The organism is Bacillus sp. AP8, assembly GCF_000321185.1.
GTDB classification, from domain to species: Bacteria; Bacillota; Bacilli; order Bacillales; family DSM-1321; genus Bacillus_AD; species Bacillus_AD massilioanorexius.
On sequence record NZ_CAPG01000027.1, the window covers coordinates 288,421 to 302,462 of the forward strand.

General features: G+C 33.5%; 14 protein-coding genes. 12 read left to right on the forward strand and 2 right to left on the reverse strand.

Going from position 1 to position 14,042, the window contains the following annotated elements; all coding sequences use genetic code 11:
* The first annotated feature begins 386 nt into the window (after positions 1–386).
* The 3 genes from BN349_RS06120 (at position 387) to BN349_RS24785 (ending at position 3,221) form a co-directional block, all read left to right on the forward strand.
* Entirely contained in the window at positions 387–1,790 is a 1,404-nt protein-coding gene (locus BN349_RS06120) for an amino acid carrier protein (protein WP_019241399.1), read from the forward strand.
* 150 nt (positions 1,791–1,940) lie between these two features.
* Positions 1,941–2,447: a hypothetical protein gene (locus tag BN349_RS06125; RefSeq protein WP_148335289.1), complete on the forward strand. Its 507-nt coding sequence runs from the start codon at positions 1,941–1,943 to the stop codon at positions 2,445–2,447.
* Positions 2,448–2,468: 21 nt separating this feature from the next.
* The gene (locus BN349_RS24785; RefSeq protein ID WP_019241401.1) at positions 2,469–3,221 is read left to right on the forward strand and encodes a hypothetical protein; all 753 of its coding nucleotides are present in this window, start codon (positions 2,469–2,471) and stop codon (positions 3,219–3,221) included.
* 234 nt (positions 3,222–3,455) lie between these two features.
* Here BN349_RS24785 and BN349_RS23445 read toward each other — a convergent pair whose 3' ends face one another.
* Positions 3,456–4,370: an alpha/beta fold hydrolase gene (locus tag BN349_RS23445; protein WP_019241402.1), complete on the reverse strand. Its 915-nt coding sequence runs from the start codon at positions 4,368–4,370 to the stop codon at positions 3,456–3,458.
* Positions 4,371–4,637: 267 nt separating this feature from the next.
* Between BN349_RS23445 and BN349_RS06140 the strand changes: the two genes are divergently transcribed.
* Together BN349_RS06140 and BN349_RS23450 are read left to right on the forward strand one after the other, a co-directional pair.
* Positions 4,638–5,951, forward strand: a complete 1,314-nt coding sequence (locus BN349_RS06140; protein WP_019241403.1) for a TrkH family potassium uptake protein — start codon at positions 4,638–4,640, stop codon at positions 5,949–5,951.
* 15 nt (positions 5,952–5,966) lie between these two features.
* Positions 5,967–6,620 (forward strand): potassium channel family protein, encoded by a 654-nt coding sequence (locus BN349_RS23450; protein ID WP_019241404.1) that lies wholly within the window; start codon positions 5,967–5,969, stop codon positions 6,618–6,620.
* Between the two features lie 234 nt (positions 6,621–6,854).
* Here BN349_RS23450 and BN349_RS06150 read toward each other — a convergent pair whose 3' ends face one another.
* Entirely contained in the window at positions 6,855–7,127 is a 273-nt protein-coding gene (locus BN349_RS06150; protein WP_019241405.1) for an amphi-Trp domain-containing protein, read from the reverse strand.
* A gap of 142 nt (positions 7,128–7,269) precedes the next feature.
* On the opposite strand from BN349_RS06150, the gene BN349_RS06155 reads away from it, so the two are divergent.
* The 7 genes from BN349_RS06155 (at position 7,270) to BN349_RS06190 (ending at position 13,972) form a co-directional block, all read left to right on the forward strand.
* Positions 7,270–7,791 carry a staygreen family protein gene (locus tag BN349_RS06155; protein ID WP_232423520.1) on the forward strand — a complete coding sequence of 174 codons (522 nt, stop codon included), beginning with the start codon at positions 7,270–7,272 and terminating at the stop codon, positions 7,789–7,791.
* A gap of 230 nt (positions 7,792–8,021) precedes the next feature.
* Positions 8,022–8,540 carry a hypothetical protein gene (locus BN349_RS06165; protein WP_019241408.1) on the forward strand — a complete coding sequence of 173 codons (519 nt, stop codon included), beginning with the start codon at positions 8,022–8,024 and terminating at the stop codon, positions 8,538–8,540.
* Positions 8,541–8,825: 285 nt separating this feature from the next.
* The gene (locus tag BN349_RS06170) at positions 8,826–9,485 is read left to right on the forward strand and encodes a TetR/AcrR family transcriptional regulator (RefSeq protein WP_019241409.1); all 660 of its coding nucleotides are present in this window, start codon (positions 8,826–8,828) and stop codon (positions 9,483–9,485) included.
* A gap of 25 nt (positions 9,486–9,510) precedes the next feature.
* Positions 9,511–10,653: an acyl-CoA dehydrogenase family protein gene (locus tag BN349_RS06175; RefSeq protein WP_019241410.1), complete on the forward strand. Its 1,143-nt coding sequence runs from the start codon at positions 9,511–9,513 to the stop codon at positions 10,651–10,653.
* A 100-nt stretch (positions 10,654–10,753) separates the two neighbouring features.
* Positions 10,754–12,397 carry an AMP-binding protein gene (locus tag BN349_RS06180; protein WP_019241411.1) on the forward strand — a complete coding sequence of 548 codons (1,644 nt, stop codon included), beginning with the start codon at positions 10,754–10,756 and terminating at the stop codon, positions 12,395–12,397.
* Positions 12,398–12,401: 4 nt separating this feature from the next.
* On the forward strand, positions 12,402–13,763 hold the full coding sequence (locus BN349_RS06185; RefSeq protein WP_019241412.1) for an acetyl-CoA carboxylase biotin carboxylase subunit: 1,362 nt from the start codon (positions 12,402–12,404) through the stop codon (positions 13,761–13,763).
* A complete protein-coding gene (locus BN349_RS06190; protein WP_019241413.1) occupies positions 13,760–13,972 on the forward strand; it encodes an acetyl-CoA carboxylase biotin carboxyl carrier protein subunit in 213 nt (70 codons plus the stop codon). Before BN349_RS06185 ends, BN349_RS06190 begins: the two co-directional genes overlap by 4 nt.
* Positions 13,973–14,042 lie beyond the last annotated feature (70 nt).

A 14,042-nucleotide genomic window follows, 5' to 3' on the forward strand; every position in this document is an offset into this window, starting at 1 on the left:
TATTTTTTTTCATCTAGAATAAGTTTTCATTAATAAAAGCTGTAAGTTTGTTGCAAACTATTTATGTTAGATTGCAATGTACTTTCAGCTTTTTTGCTGTTCATAAATCAAGATGTGCTCTTGATTTCACAAGCTGTGTTAAGGTTTCTAACCAAAATGATTTAGGTAGAATAAACCCGATTTTCGCATAATAGTATAACGTTGATTAAAAGTAAATAAAAGGAAATATTGTAAGCGGTCATACAGATTAGTAAAAATAAACAGTTTATGGATTTTATATTTAATGCTTGATGGAAATACCATTTTAATGATAGATTATTATAGTAGGCTAATTGTTATATTAATATAACGATTATCACAAATATTTAGAAAATGGAGGACACAATTTGATTAGCATTTTAGAAAACATTAATAATGGTATTTTGACGTACATACTAATTGCAGTATTATTATCCTTGGGTTTGTTCTTTTCAATTAAAACAGACTTCGTACAATTTCGCTATTTTGGCGAGATGTTTAGACTCTTAACTGATAAAGCGACTATTACAAATGAAGGTAAAAGAGGAATTTCTTCATTCCAAGCTTTTTGTATTAGTACTGCTTCACGTGTAGGAACAGGGAACTTAGCTGGTGTTGCTACCGCTATTACTTTTGGTGGACCTGGGGCAGTTTTTTGGATGTGGCTTATCGCTTTTCTTGGGGGAGCATCAAGTTTTATTGAAAGTACTTTAGCACAAGTATATAAAGTAAAAGATAAAGACGGGTACCGTGGTGGTCCTGCTTACTATATGGAAAAAGGTTTAAAGAATAGAAAACTAGGTATTGTTTTTGCAGTTATTATTACATTTTGTTTTGGTTTAGTATTTAACTCTGTACAAAGTAATACCATTTCTATGGCATTTAAAGAGTCTTATGGAATCAATACATTTGTCATTGGTTTAGTATTAGCTTTATTAACAGCATTAGTTATTTTTGGTGGTGTTAAAAGAATCGCTCATGTTGTACAAATTGTTGTACCGGTTATGGCTCTTCTATATTTAGCCATTGCGATTTTTGTAGTCATAATTAATATCACTGAAATTCCAAGATTATTTAAGCTTATTATCGAAAGTGCATTTGGTTTAGATCAAGCATTTGCAGGTGGTATGGGTGCTGCCATTATGTACGGGATTAAACGAGGTTTATTCTCAAATGAAGCAGGTATGGGTAGTGCACCGAATGCAGCTGCTTCAGCTGCTGTTACGCACCCGGTAAAACAAGGTTTAATTCAAACTCTTGGAGTGTTTACAGATACAATCCTAATTTGTAGTGCTACAGCGTTTATCATCTTACTATCAAATGCCACAACCACAGACGCACAAGGTATTAACTTAACACAAGTTGCTTTAATGGAGCATATTGGACCTTGGGCTGGCACCTTTGTCTCAATCGCTATCTTCCTCTTTGCATTCAGTTCTATTATTGGGAACTATTATTATGGTGAAACAAATATTGAATTTATTAAGGATAACAAAATTGCTCTTTATGTATATCGTGTAGGAGTAATCCTAATGGTTATTTTTGGAGCAGTTGCAAATCTTTCTGTTGTATGGACGCTTGCTGATGTCTTTATGAGTGTTATGGCGTTAATTAACCTCGTAGCAATTGCTTTACTTTATAAAGTAGCTATAAGAGCATTACAAGATTATCGCGCACAGCGTAAACAAGGTAAAGATCCGATATTTAATCGTGATGTATTAGATGATACATCTGGTGTTGAGTATTGGCATGGAGAAATTAAAGAAAAATAAAGATGTAAAAAATAAATCCGAGTATTCGACAATTTTTGTTGAGTACGCGGATTTATTTTTGTTTATAAAGGAAAGGATATAGTTATTTTGTAATAATTTCATAATTATTACAGTTTTGGGCATGTTAAATAAAAAATGGGTGGAGGTTAAATGATGAAATTATTAAAAGTGATCCTTCCTTTGACAAGTATCATAACCTTTTCTAATGGTGCTGAAGCCATCAATCAAACTCAAAATAAAGAAAGGACTAATCATTTAGTCGTTCAAAAAAATAAAATGATGCAATCACCACCATTACTTGAAATTACTGCACTTTTATTGGATGGATACAAAGTAGAAATACGTATTGCATGTGAAACTTATGTGTTAGATATGACGTCTAAGAAAAGAAATTGGGATCGATATGAAATTTATTCGAATGGAAAAGTAACAAGGTCGTATTCATTTAAGGGTGAGGGTTATATACAGCTGATGCCGATTGTAACGAAAAATGGGAAAGGGGTAAGAGCCGTCCAAAAGTTAAAAGGACCACTTCCTGACACTTCAATTGGAGAAATTGTTTCTGTATGGTTTTTTCGAAATAATGAATGGATCTTAAAAGATATTGAATTAAACAGTTCATATAAAGTAACAGATTATTTTATCAATTTGAAATAGCAGAATAAAGGAGTGTAAGAGATGAAGAAATGGAAGCGACTCATTCTGATTAACAGTCTATTTGTTATGTTTATAGGAGCCGATCAGATTTCAGCTACGGAAAGAAAAGATTATCAAGAAATACAGGTACAAGATGTATCTGGAGATAAAATTCGCGATAGACTTGTAGTAAAGGGAACACCCTTAAATGATCAAACATTGACTTTAACAAATCTAACTTTACAGATTAGTTTTGGAAACAATCACAATAAGCCAATAAGCATAACTTTGCCAGATGGAAGAAAGCCTTTTTTAACTCTAACCGATTTAAATCACGATAGTATTAAAGATGTTTTTGTTGTAATAGAGCCTTCGAATCAAGAAGAAACAGTTAAAGCCTTAGCATTTTCTTTTAAAGATGGTAAACAAGTGAGTATGGATGCTCCTCTACCAGTTAATGCACAAGCGAGTTTTTTAAATGATTATAAGGCAGAAATAAAAGTTTTTGATAAAACTTTTAAAATCGATGTAAGCTCGAGAAAGGAGATGTATGAAAAGCTCGGATTTTATCATAATGGAAAACTGAATGAACCTATTGAGTTAATCATTGGAGAATATTCAATCTTAAAGCCAACGTATATCCTCCAAGGAAGAGGACTTGTAGGCATTCAAAAAGTTAGTGGTGTATCTGATTCTGATAAAATCGGGATTTTGAAGTCAACATGGTTTTTTCAAGGTGGAGAATGGAAACTGAAAAATGTATCATTTAAAAATATGGTAACGAAAAGTAAATAAATACCACATGTAAAAGAGCGTAAACTAAATGACATCTATCATTTTGTATGGCCGTTTTCTAAAAGATTATTGATTTTAAATAAGTTTAGTTAATAAAAAGGTCGATTGGAGCGGAGGAGGCTCAACGTCCTTCTAGCAATAAAGTTTGTGAAAACAGCCTTTTGCTTACGCTCTGTTATTTTGTAGTATTCTAACTATAAAAAAGCACATCTATACAGTTTAAAGTGTCCGATTTCATTGTGTATTGTGAATGGTAGATTCAAGCCAAGTCAAAACATCATTATATACCAAAACGCGATCATAATCATTTAGAATTTCATGTCGGCCTTTTGAATAAAGCTTATAATGAACATTTGTAAAAGATCGGTCTTTATATTGATTATAGAGCTTTTTTACACCTTTACTGTATTTTCCTACAGGGTCGTCACTTCCTGAAATGATATAAATAGGAAGGTTGATGGGCACTTTATCGACATTATCTGATTGGAATACCAGATGTAGAAAAGCTAGAAATTGTCTATAGAAGCTTGGTGGAAAGATATGCGAACAGTATGGATCCTGTATAAAATGATCTACCACGATTGGATCATTTGCCAGCCAGTCATAATTTGTTCGTTTTTCAAATTTTGAATTATAACCGTTAAAGATAATATCCTCTAATAGTTTTGATCTACTATCTTTATTTATCTTTTCAAAAATCGTAGCTACATAGCTTCCTAGTAAAGCATCTGATCGAGCTCCTCCGCTTCCGACTAAAATTGCTCCTGTTAGCTCTTTCCCAAATAGTTGTATATAGCGTTGTGTTATGAAAGATCCCATACTATGACCAATAATAAAATGGGGTTTATTGGGATATTTAGCTTGTATAAACTGCTGTAATTGATGCTCATCTGATACCATTTTTGAAAAACCATTTTCTCCAATATAGCCAATTTGATCTATCGATAAAGCAGACTGGCCATGGCCACGGTGGTCTGTTGCATAAACACTGTAACCATGTTGATTCAAAAAGATCGCAAAATCATTGTATCTATTAGAATGTTCATTCATCCCATGAACGAGTTGTACAATGGCTTTTGGTTTTTCAATTGCCCAATTTCTAATGAAAATGGAATGTTCATCATTAGCTGGTAAATGAAATGTATTCATATATAGAAATTTCTCCTTTCAATTGATTATTATGACGTAATAATAATTAAGAATGACCTCGTATAAGTTCTGATACAATAATATTGTAGTATGAGAGTTGAATCGCGAAAAGAATATTGAATAGGAAACATTTCCAATTTATAGGGTGTTAAAATATATACATTTATAGTTTAACGATATTATCGTTCATTATATAATATTATGATTCTATTTCAATTATTGTGGTATATGAAAAATAGTATTATTCTAAATAGAAGGAGGCTAAAAATGCTGCTTACCAAATCCACCATTAAATCATTTCGTTCAATCTTTTTAATATACATAACGGTTATTTTTATTTTTGGATTTTTGTACTTATTACCTTTTGCTAGAGTTGATTCATTATCAATAATCGATTCATTGTTTGTTTCTACAAGTGCACTTAGTGTGACAGGCTTATCGACAATCAATGTCGCCGATGAATTGACAAGATGGGGACAAGCATTGCTCATTTTTGAAATGCAATTAGGTGGAATCGGAATTCTTGTATTAATTAGTTATTTGTTTTTAATGATGGGTAAAAGAATGACGATGTCTAGCATGATATTAATATCTCGAGATCAAAATCAAACCAATTTAAAGACGATTAAATCTTTAAGTTTCTCTGTGTTAATCATTGCACTTCTTATTGAAACTATAGCTTTTTTAATGATGTATGGGCAGATTGAGCCTTATTATTCATCAACGAAGGATGCCGTTTTTATTACGACATTTCATGTTGTCGCCAGTTTTACTAATGCAGGGTTTGACTTATTTGACGGTGGCTTTTCTAGTTTCCAACATAATCCCATCGTATTATTAACTACATCGGCGACCATTTTTTTAGGAAGTATAGGTTATCCGACGATTATCGAATACATATTTTCTTTTAAGAAAAGAAAAAGTTTATTTACAAAAATTAACATAAGATTACATTTTATTTTATTATGTTTTGGTACAATTATATATTTTTTTCTTGAATATAAAGGAGCATTTGATAAGCTTTCTCTTATCGACAAGTTTTCAAATGCGGTCTTTTTATCTGCTACAAGCAGAAATGGAGGATTATCAACAATTGATTTATCAACTATAACTATAACAACTGTTTTAATCATATCTTTATTAATGTTTATCGGAGGAGCTTCGTCAAGTACAGGCGGTGGAATAAGGTTAACGACATTTGCTGTTTTAATTGCTAAAATGATTTCCGTTGCGAAATCACAAGAGCACACGGTTATCTACAAAAAAACAATCTCACAAGAGACAATTAATAAATCTTTTCTTATTTTTATAAGTTTCATATTATTTATTTTTACTTCAACGGTTATCTTAACTTTATTTGAAAAAGCTCCAATCGAGCAAATATCATTTGAAGTAATTTCGGCATTAACGAACACAGGGCTGTCTATGGGGATTACTGATCAGCTCGCAGCAGTATCTAAATGTATTTTAATATGTTTGATGGTAATCGGTAGAATCGGTATTTTTACACTTATTTATTTTGTATTTAGAGTTGAAAGCTCAAAAGTTAAATATCTTAAAGAAGACATTGCAGTCGGTTAAGAGGAAGGTGAAATAATGAAACAGTTTTTAATAATTGGAGCAGGAAGATATGGGACAGGAATCATTAAAGAATTATTTAAACAAAATGCTGATGTTGTTGTTGGTGATACAGATGAGAAGAAATTAGACGAAATAGACCAATATACAACACATTGTTTAATTGGTGATTTTCGAGATAATGATGTATTAGATCAAATAAAAATCGAGGAATTCGATACAGTTTTTATCGCGATAGGAACAGATGCCTATTCTGCCATATTAATAACGAAAAAAATGAAAGAAAGAAATGCAAAAAGAATCGTTTCTAAGGCAATTAATAGAGAAGTCGGCGAAATATTACAAAGTATAGGTGCCGACCGTGTGATCTATCCTGAAGAAGAAGCAGGAAAGAAAGTAGCACGGCAAGAAATGATGAATGGTGTATTAGAATATTTAGAAATTACGAAGGATGTATCGATAGTGGAGATGGAGGTTCCATCAAGATTATTTGGTAAATCATTAAGCGAATTAGACTTTTCAAGAAAGTATGATCTTACAGTATCATTAATTATTCGAGAAGATAAACCGATTGTAACACATTTCGCCAACGTTATTTTTCAACAAGGAGACCGCTTTTTTGTAGTAGGTGAAAATAGTAAGATAGTTCGTTTTCGAAAAAGAATGGAATAGTTTAATAGAGAAATAGACTCAAAAGAAATTGTGTTATACGTTTAGTTGAATTCCATTGCAGGATACTTGCTTTCCGTGAGGCAGGCGGGTGAGCCTCCTCGGCAAAGATACATCAGCTTTTATAAACAAGGTAAAATACACTCATAAAAAAGATGATTGCTAAAAATTATGTAATAGAAGCGTAGAGGGGTCCAAAAGTGATGGAGCATAACTTTTGAGACCCCTCTATTGGTTTTATCGTATTTCAAGTTTACTTTTTTCTATTGTAGCTTCATCCCAATCAAATTCTATTTCAAATGAGTGTTTTGAGCCTTTATTCGTATATTTTATTTCTGTTTTAACCGTTCCTTTTGGACAAACTTCTATTTCTTTTTCATTTCGAACAAATGTGAATTTCGCTTGCTGTTTCAATTTCTGAGCGATCATTTCAAGCATATTGGCTAATTCTTCAACTGATTGTTTCTCTTTGTGGTCAATAATTATATTTTTCATTCTAGGTTGTTGCATAAGTCATTCCCCCAATAGTTTTTTATATCTTTACCTTTCAATGTTTGAAATGAAACATTTTTATTGGTCGCTATTTGATGTTCACCATATATGGGCATTTGTCATACGATACAGTATGTTTATAGCGGAAAAGGGGTAGAGGATGATGACAAGAATTAGGAATAATCAATTGTCTACAACAATACTTCCACCAGCAACAGAATTTGCACCTGTTGAGGGTAGAAAATATACTGTAACACATGATGATGTTAGTGGTCATATTTTTGTTAGTATAGGATACTCATATGATGAGAGTAATCTAACGGATATGAGAGACGAAGTAATAGCTACATGGGTACCACACTTGGGACAGTATGCTTTAATCGGTAAAGTGTATGTGACAGGTGGAGAATTCGATGAAAATACTTCGCAAATTCGGTATATGATCTTTAAAATGGAAATGGAAAAGGCATTACGAGCTATTATTGCAGGCGATAATGCGTTTTATCATCATTTACCTTGGTTTTTGGATTTTCCTATTTTTATACATTTTGATAGTATCATAGCAAAATATAATCAAGTCATCTATTTTGGCACGCCACGAAATTACTTAAAGAATAATGGTTTAGATGTAACCGATACCATGAATTCCTTATCAAATCATAGAATTAATTGTGTTGGTTAATGTAAGAGAAACTAATAAAGCAGGTGAAGATAAAGCACTATTTCTTCAGCTGCTTTTATTTATGCTTCATTTAATAAACAGTCATTTAAGAGTAGACGTTCAATTATTAGAAAATATTTTTTGATAATTTTATATATGTGTATTTATTCACAAGGATAATAGGGTATGTAAATAGTAGTTTCAAAGTTATAAGTTTATTAAAAAAACGACGAGAATGGAAGTGAAAAGCTATGCTAATGAGTTCTACATTAAATTGGACAATTTCAGATTCCATAAAAACATGCTTTGAAAAAGAACAGGTTAATTTTTTCGTTGATGAAAGCAAAAATGTGTATGTTTGTATTAGTAAAAAGAATCCTACCAACCATGAAATTGCTAGCATTAATAGTCAAAAAGTACGTTTTCGTTTTTATGAACTAGGTGATGCTATATTTTCAATTGTTTGTTTTGGTGAAGATCAGTTGTATAAATTACCTTACAATCCCTTTGAAACAAGTATTGCTTCATATAAAGGATTAGGGAAAACGCTCACTGTTATACTAGCTGATCTTTCAACGAAAACTGTCTATACAAAATATGAGCTTGAGATGGGTGATTGTTTCCGTTATTATTTAGAATCACATTGGGAAAACGCGATGCATAATCCAGAGTGTGATGATTTCTTCTATGATATCTATCATTCAATGGAAGAGATCCCATTACATCAAGTGTTTCTTGATTGTCCAAATGAAGTTGAATGGTATCGTTAATGATAAAAGTTCTATCGATTCTTTTCGGTAGAACTTTTTTATGTAAGAGTTTGATAAACAAGCTATTTTAAAAAAGGGTATCAAAAATGTGAGGTATATCTAGCTCCGTGTGGAATCAACGATCACCAAGTAATAAAAAGTAAGTACACTGGAACGAAATGTTCTAGGTAATAAAGTTTGCGAAAACGGCTTCCATATTAAATTTCCTGTTGAATTGACAAAAGCAAAAAAAATGGTAAAATATTCATGTGATAAATGTAAACGTTTACACTATGGTAATCGGAGGTGAATAAATCGGAATTAAAGGATAAGATTATTGAATCGTCTTTGTATTTATTTGAAAAGCACGGTTTTCATGGTGTTTCTGTTCATCAAATTGTAGAACATAGCGGGACATCTAAAGGTGGATTTTATCATTATTTTCAATCAAAAGATGAATTACTTTATGTCATTCATGATTATTTTATTTCTTATGTATTAAGAAATGCTGAAGAAGTAATAGCAACAAGTGATTCTCCAACAGTGAAACTTCATAGAATTATTCATTCATTTGTAAAAGTGTTTGACCTCTATAAACCTCATATATCAGTATTCTATCAAGAAAGCAATTATTTAAAACCACAGTATGTAACAATTATTAAAGAAAAAAGAAATCGCTATCGAAAGATTATTTTCGAAGTATTACAAGCAGGTATGGATGAAGGAGAATTTCGTTCAGAGTTACCAGTTGGTATAACAGCAATGTCTATTCTAGGGATCGTGAACTGGACATATAAATGGTATAGACCTAATGGCGAAAGTACCATCGAGGAAATCGCTGCCATATATGCAGACATTATTTTTCAATCTATATGGACGGAAAAAGCCAAACGTAATCTTTCTTATGCTCCTTATCAATTACATACGATGAATAGAAATTACGTTTGTTCACAACAGACCGATTAGTCGGTCAATTAAGGGAGGAACGTCAATGGAATTCACATTAACAAAAGAGCAACAAATGATTAAAGAAATGGTACAAGAATTTGCAACAAAAGAAATAAAGCCAATAGCCATAGAATTAGACCGAGAAGCTCGATTTTCTCAACATTTATTTAAAAGAATGGGGGAGTTAGGTCTATTAGGAATACCTTTTCCTGAAAAATATGGTGGCTCCGGAGCAGATACGATTTCTTATGCTATTGCAGTGGAGGAAATCGGTAAAGTTTGTGGAGGTACTGGGTTAAGTTATGCGGCAGCAGTTTCCTTGGGAGCAAGTCCAATCTACTACTTTGGATCCGAAGAACAAAAACAAAAGTATTTGGTACCTCTAGCTAGTGGAGAGGGGATAGCCGCGTTCGGTTTGACAGAGCCAAATGCTGGATCTGATGCGGGTGGAACACAAACAAAAGCGGAAATAGATGGAGATGAATATGTAATAAACGGTGAAAAGTGCTGGATCACTAATGCATCTTATGCAAAAACAGTAACGGTTACAGCAGTAACTGGTAAGGATGAGAGAGGCAAGAATATTATTTCTGCCCTACTTATTCCAGCTGGAACACCAGGTATGTCTATTACAACTCCTTATGAAAAAATGGGAGTACGGGCTTCAGATACGACACAAATTGTATTAGATAATGTTCGAGTTCCAAAAGAAAATATTTTAGGAGATTCAAAAAAGGGCTTTAAACAATTTCTTTATACACTGGATGGTGGACGGATTTCCATTGCTGCTTTAGCGGTTGGATTAGCACAAGGTGCATTTGAAAAGGCACTTCAATATGCCAAGGAAAGAAAGCAATTTGGACAGTCAATTTCATCATTTCAAGCCATTCAATTTAAATTAGCTGATATGGCAATGGAAATAGAGTTAGCGCGTAATATGGTTTATAAAGCCGCTTGGCTGAAGGATCAAGGTAAACCATTTACAAAAGAAAGTGCATATGCCAAACTTTTTGCTACTGAAATGGCATTCCGCACTTGCAATCAAGCAATTCAAATTCATGGCGGATACGGCTATATGCGTGAGTATGAAGTTGAGAGGTTTTTAAGAGATGCCAAATTATTAGAAATTGGAGAGGGGACATCAGAAATACAAAGACTTGTTATCGCTAGACAATTAGGTTGTTAGAATTCTGAAATTTGCCTCTCTATTAGTAAATAAAACAATATTAAAAGTATTGCGAATAAATAAAAATAATGTGCAAGCCTTAATAAGGAAGGGTGAAGTTATGTCTAGTATTTTACATACAACAATTGGACAATTACTTCAAGAAAAGGCAGAAAAACAACCAAATAGAGAAGCGGTTGTATATCATGATCGGAATCTTCGTTATACGTATGCAGAGTTTAATCATATTTGTGAAATGGCAGCCAAAGGTTTCATGTCACTTGGAATTGAAAAAGGAGAGCATGTTGCCATATGGTCTACCAATACTCCAGAATGGCTGATATCACAGTTTTCAACAGGAAAAATGGGGGCAGTATTAGTAACGGTTAACACGAATTACCAAGAGAAAGAATTAGAATACTTATTACGTCAATCCGATAGTACTACTTTAATTTTAATTGATGCCTTTAAAACGCATAGTTACATGGATACATTATACAAAATAGTGCCAGAGTTAAAATTGGCTCAACCAGGCGCTTTACAATCTAAAAAACTACCATTTTTAAAAAATATTATTGTATTAGGAGAAAAAGAATATCCAGGAGCTTTCTCATGGAATCATATTTTAGAAATGGGACAGAAAGTAACTGATGAAGAACTTAAGGTTCGATTGAATTCTCTTCATTATGATGATGTGATTAACATGCAATATACTTCGGGTACAACAGGCTTTCCAAAGGGAGTAATGCTAACACACTCTAATCTAGTGAATAATGCAAGAAATATAGCTGAAAGTATGAAGCTGACAAATGAAGATATCATGTGTATTCCAGTGCCTTTTTTTCATTGCTTTGGCTGTGTGTTAGGAACATTAGCCTGTGTAACTGTTGGGGGAACAATGGTTCCTATTCAGGAATTTGATGCTGCTCAAGTTTTAGAAACTGTTCAAAATGAAAACTGTACGGCATTACATGGTGTCCCGACAATGTTTATTAATGAGCTGAACTTAGATTCATTTGATTTGTACGATTTATCTTCATTAAGAACCGGTATAATGGCAGGTTCTAACTGTCCGATTGAAGTCATGAAAGCAGTCGTTGAAAAAATGGGGGCCAGTGAAATTACGATTGCGTACGGTCAAACTGAAAGCTCACCAGTTATCACTCAAACACGGACAGATGACCCAATTGAGCTCCGTGTTTCATCAGTAGGGAGAGCATTACCTAATGTAGAGGTGAAAATTATCGAGCCTGGAACAAATCAAGAAGTAGCGTTTGGTGTCCAAGGAGAACTATGTACTCGTGGTTACCATGTAATGAAAGGCTATTATAAAAACGAAGAAGCAACAAGAGAAGTAATTGATGAAGATAATTGGCTTCATACAGGTGATTTAGCTGTTATGAATGAAGATGGATATGTAATGGTAACTGGCCGTTTGAAAGATATGATTATTCGCGGTGGAGAAAACATTTATCCACGTGAAATCGAAGAATTTTTATATACTCATCCGAAAATATTGGATGTTCAAGTAGTTGGGGTACCAGATGCGGTCTATGGTGAAGAGGTTATGGCATGGATTATTGTTAAAGAGGGTGAGGATATAAAGGCGGAAGATATTCGCAATTTCTGTAAAGGGAAAATTTCTTATCATAAAATTCCACGATATATTGAGTTTACAAAAGCCTATCCGATGACAGCCTCTGGAAAAATTCAAAAATATAAACTTCGTGAGCTATCTGAAGAAAGAATCCATTCAAAGGGGTGATATTTTGTTTAAGAAAATACTAATAGCTAATAGAGGAGAAATAGCCGTTCGAATTATTCGAACATGTAAAAAAATGAATATTATGACTGTTGCAGTATATTCTGAAGCAGATCATCTAGCTCCCTTTGTAAAAGAAGCAGATGAAGCGTATCTATTAGGTGGTCCCAGACCTCAGGATAGCTATAATAATATCGAAAAAATCATAGAAATAGCAAAATTAGCTCAATGTGAAGCTATTCATCCTGGCTATGGATTTGTGAGTGAAAATGCGAAGTTTGCAGAAAGATGCTTGGAAGAGTCCATCATTTTTATTGGACCTAAACCGGAAGTTATTGAAAAAATGGGAAGTAAAATTCAAGCTAGAAAAACAATGAAAGAAGCAAGTTTACCGCTTGTTCCTGGTATTTCTTTTCCTTTGAAAGATGTAGAGGAGGCGGCTATTGAAGCAGATAAAATTGGCTACCCAATTATGCTTAAGGCATCTGCCGGTGGAGGCGGCATTGGAATGGGAGCGGTGCATAATGAAAATGAATTAAGAAAAGCTTTTGCTGGCCATCAAAAACGAGCTGAAACATTTTTTAATAATAATGAAATGTTTCTTGAGAAATTAATTGAAAATCCACGACATATTGAAATTCAAGTACTTGCAGACCACTACGGTCAGGCGGTTTATTTAGGAGAACGAGAATGCTCTATTCAAAGACGTAATCAAAAGGTCATAGAAGAAGCACCTTCACCGATCGTTGATGAAGAAACTAGGAGAGCTATGGGGAGTGCCGCGGTGAAAGCTGCATTAGCTATAGGCTATGAAAATGCAGGAACTTTTGAATTTATTATGGATGAGGCCAAGAACTATTACTTTTTAGAAATGAATACAAGATTACAAGTCGAACATCCGATTACCGAAGAAATTACGGGGATTGATATAGTCGAACAGCAAATAAAAATTGCTTCGGGAGAAAAGCTAGGTTTCTTGCAAGATGATGTCACATTACAAGGGCATGCTATCGAAGCAAGATTATATGCAGAGGACCCAAAGACCTTTTTTCCTACTCCAGGCAAGATAACAGTCATCGAGCTCCCGAATGAACCATATATTCGACATGATATTGGAGTCAAAGCTGGGTCAACAATCACACCATTTTATGATGGGATGTTTGCCAAGCTGATTGTTACGGGAAAAAACCGTTCTGAATGTATAGAACATTTACAATTTGCTTTGGAACATTATCGTGTAGAGGGAATAAAAACGAACATTCCTATGGTTCAAGCTGTTGTTCAACATGAAGAATTTTTAAAAGGAAACACATCCACTGGTTTCGTCAATCAATTCTATTTAAATAAGGAAGGGAGCAATGTTAGATGAATGAAATTACTGCAAGTATGGCAGGTAGCGTTTGGAAAATACATGTTAAAGTTGGAGATTCTGTAGCAAAGGGACAGGAAGTCATCACTTTAGAATCTATGAAAATGGAAATTCCGATTGTTGCAGAAGCTGCTGGCACGGTTACAGAATTAAGAGTAGGTGAAAATGATTTTGTGGATGAAGGAAACGTGTTGTTAATACTGGAATAAATGGAAATTCTAATCATTTTCGGAAAATGAATAGGAAGTGATAGCGCCCTAGTACAACTAAGGGCGTTCT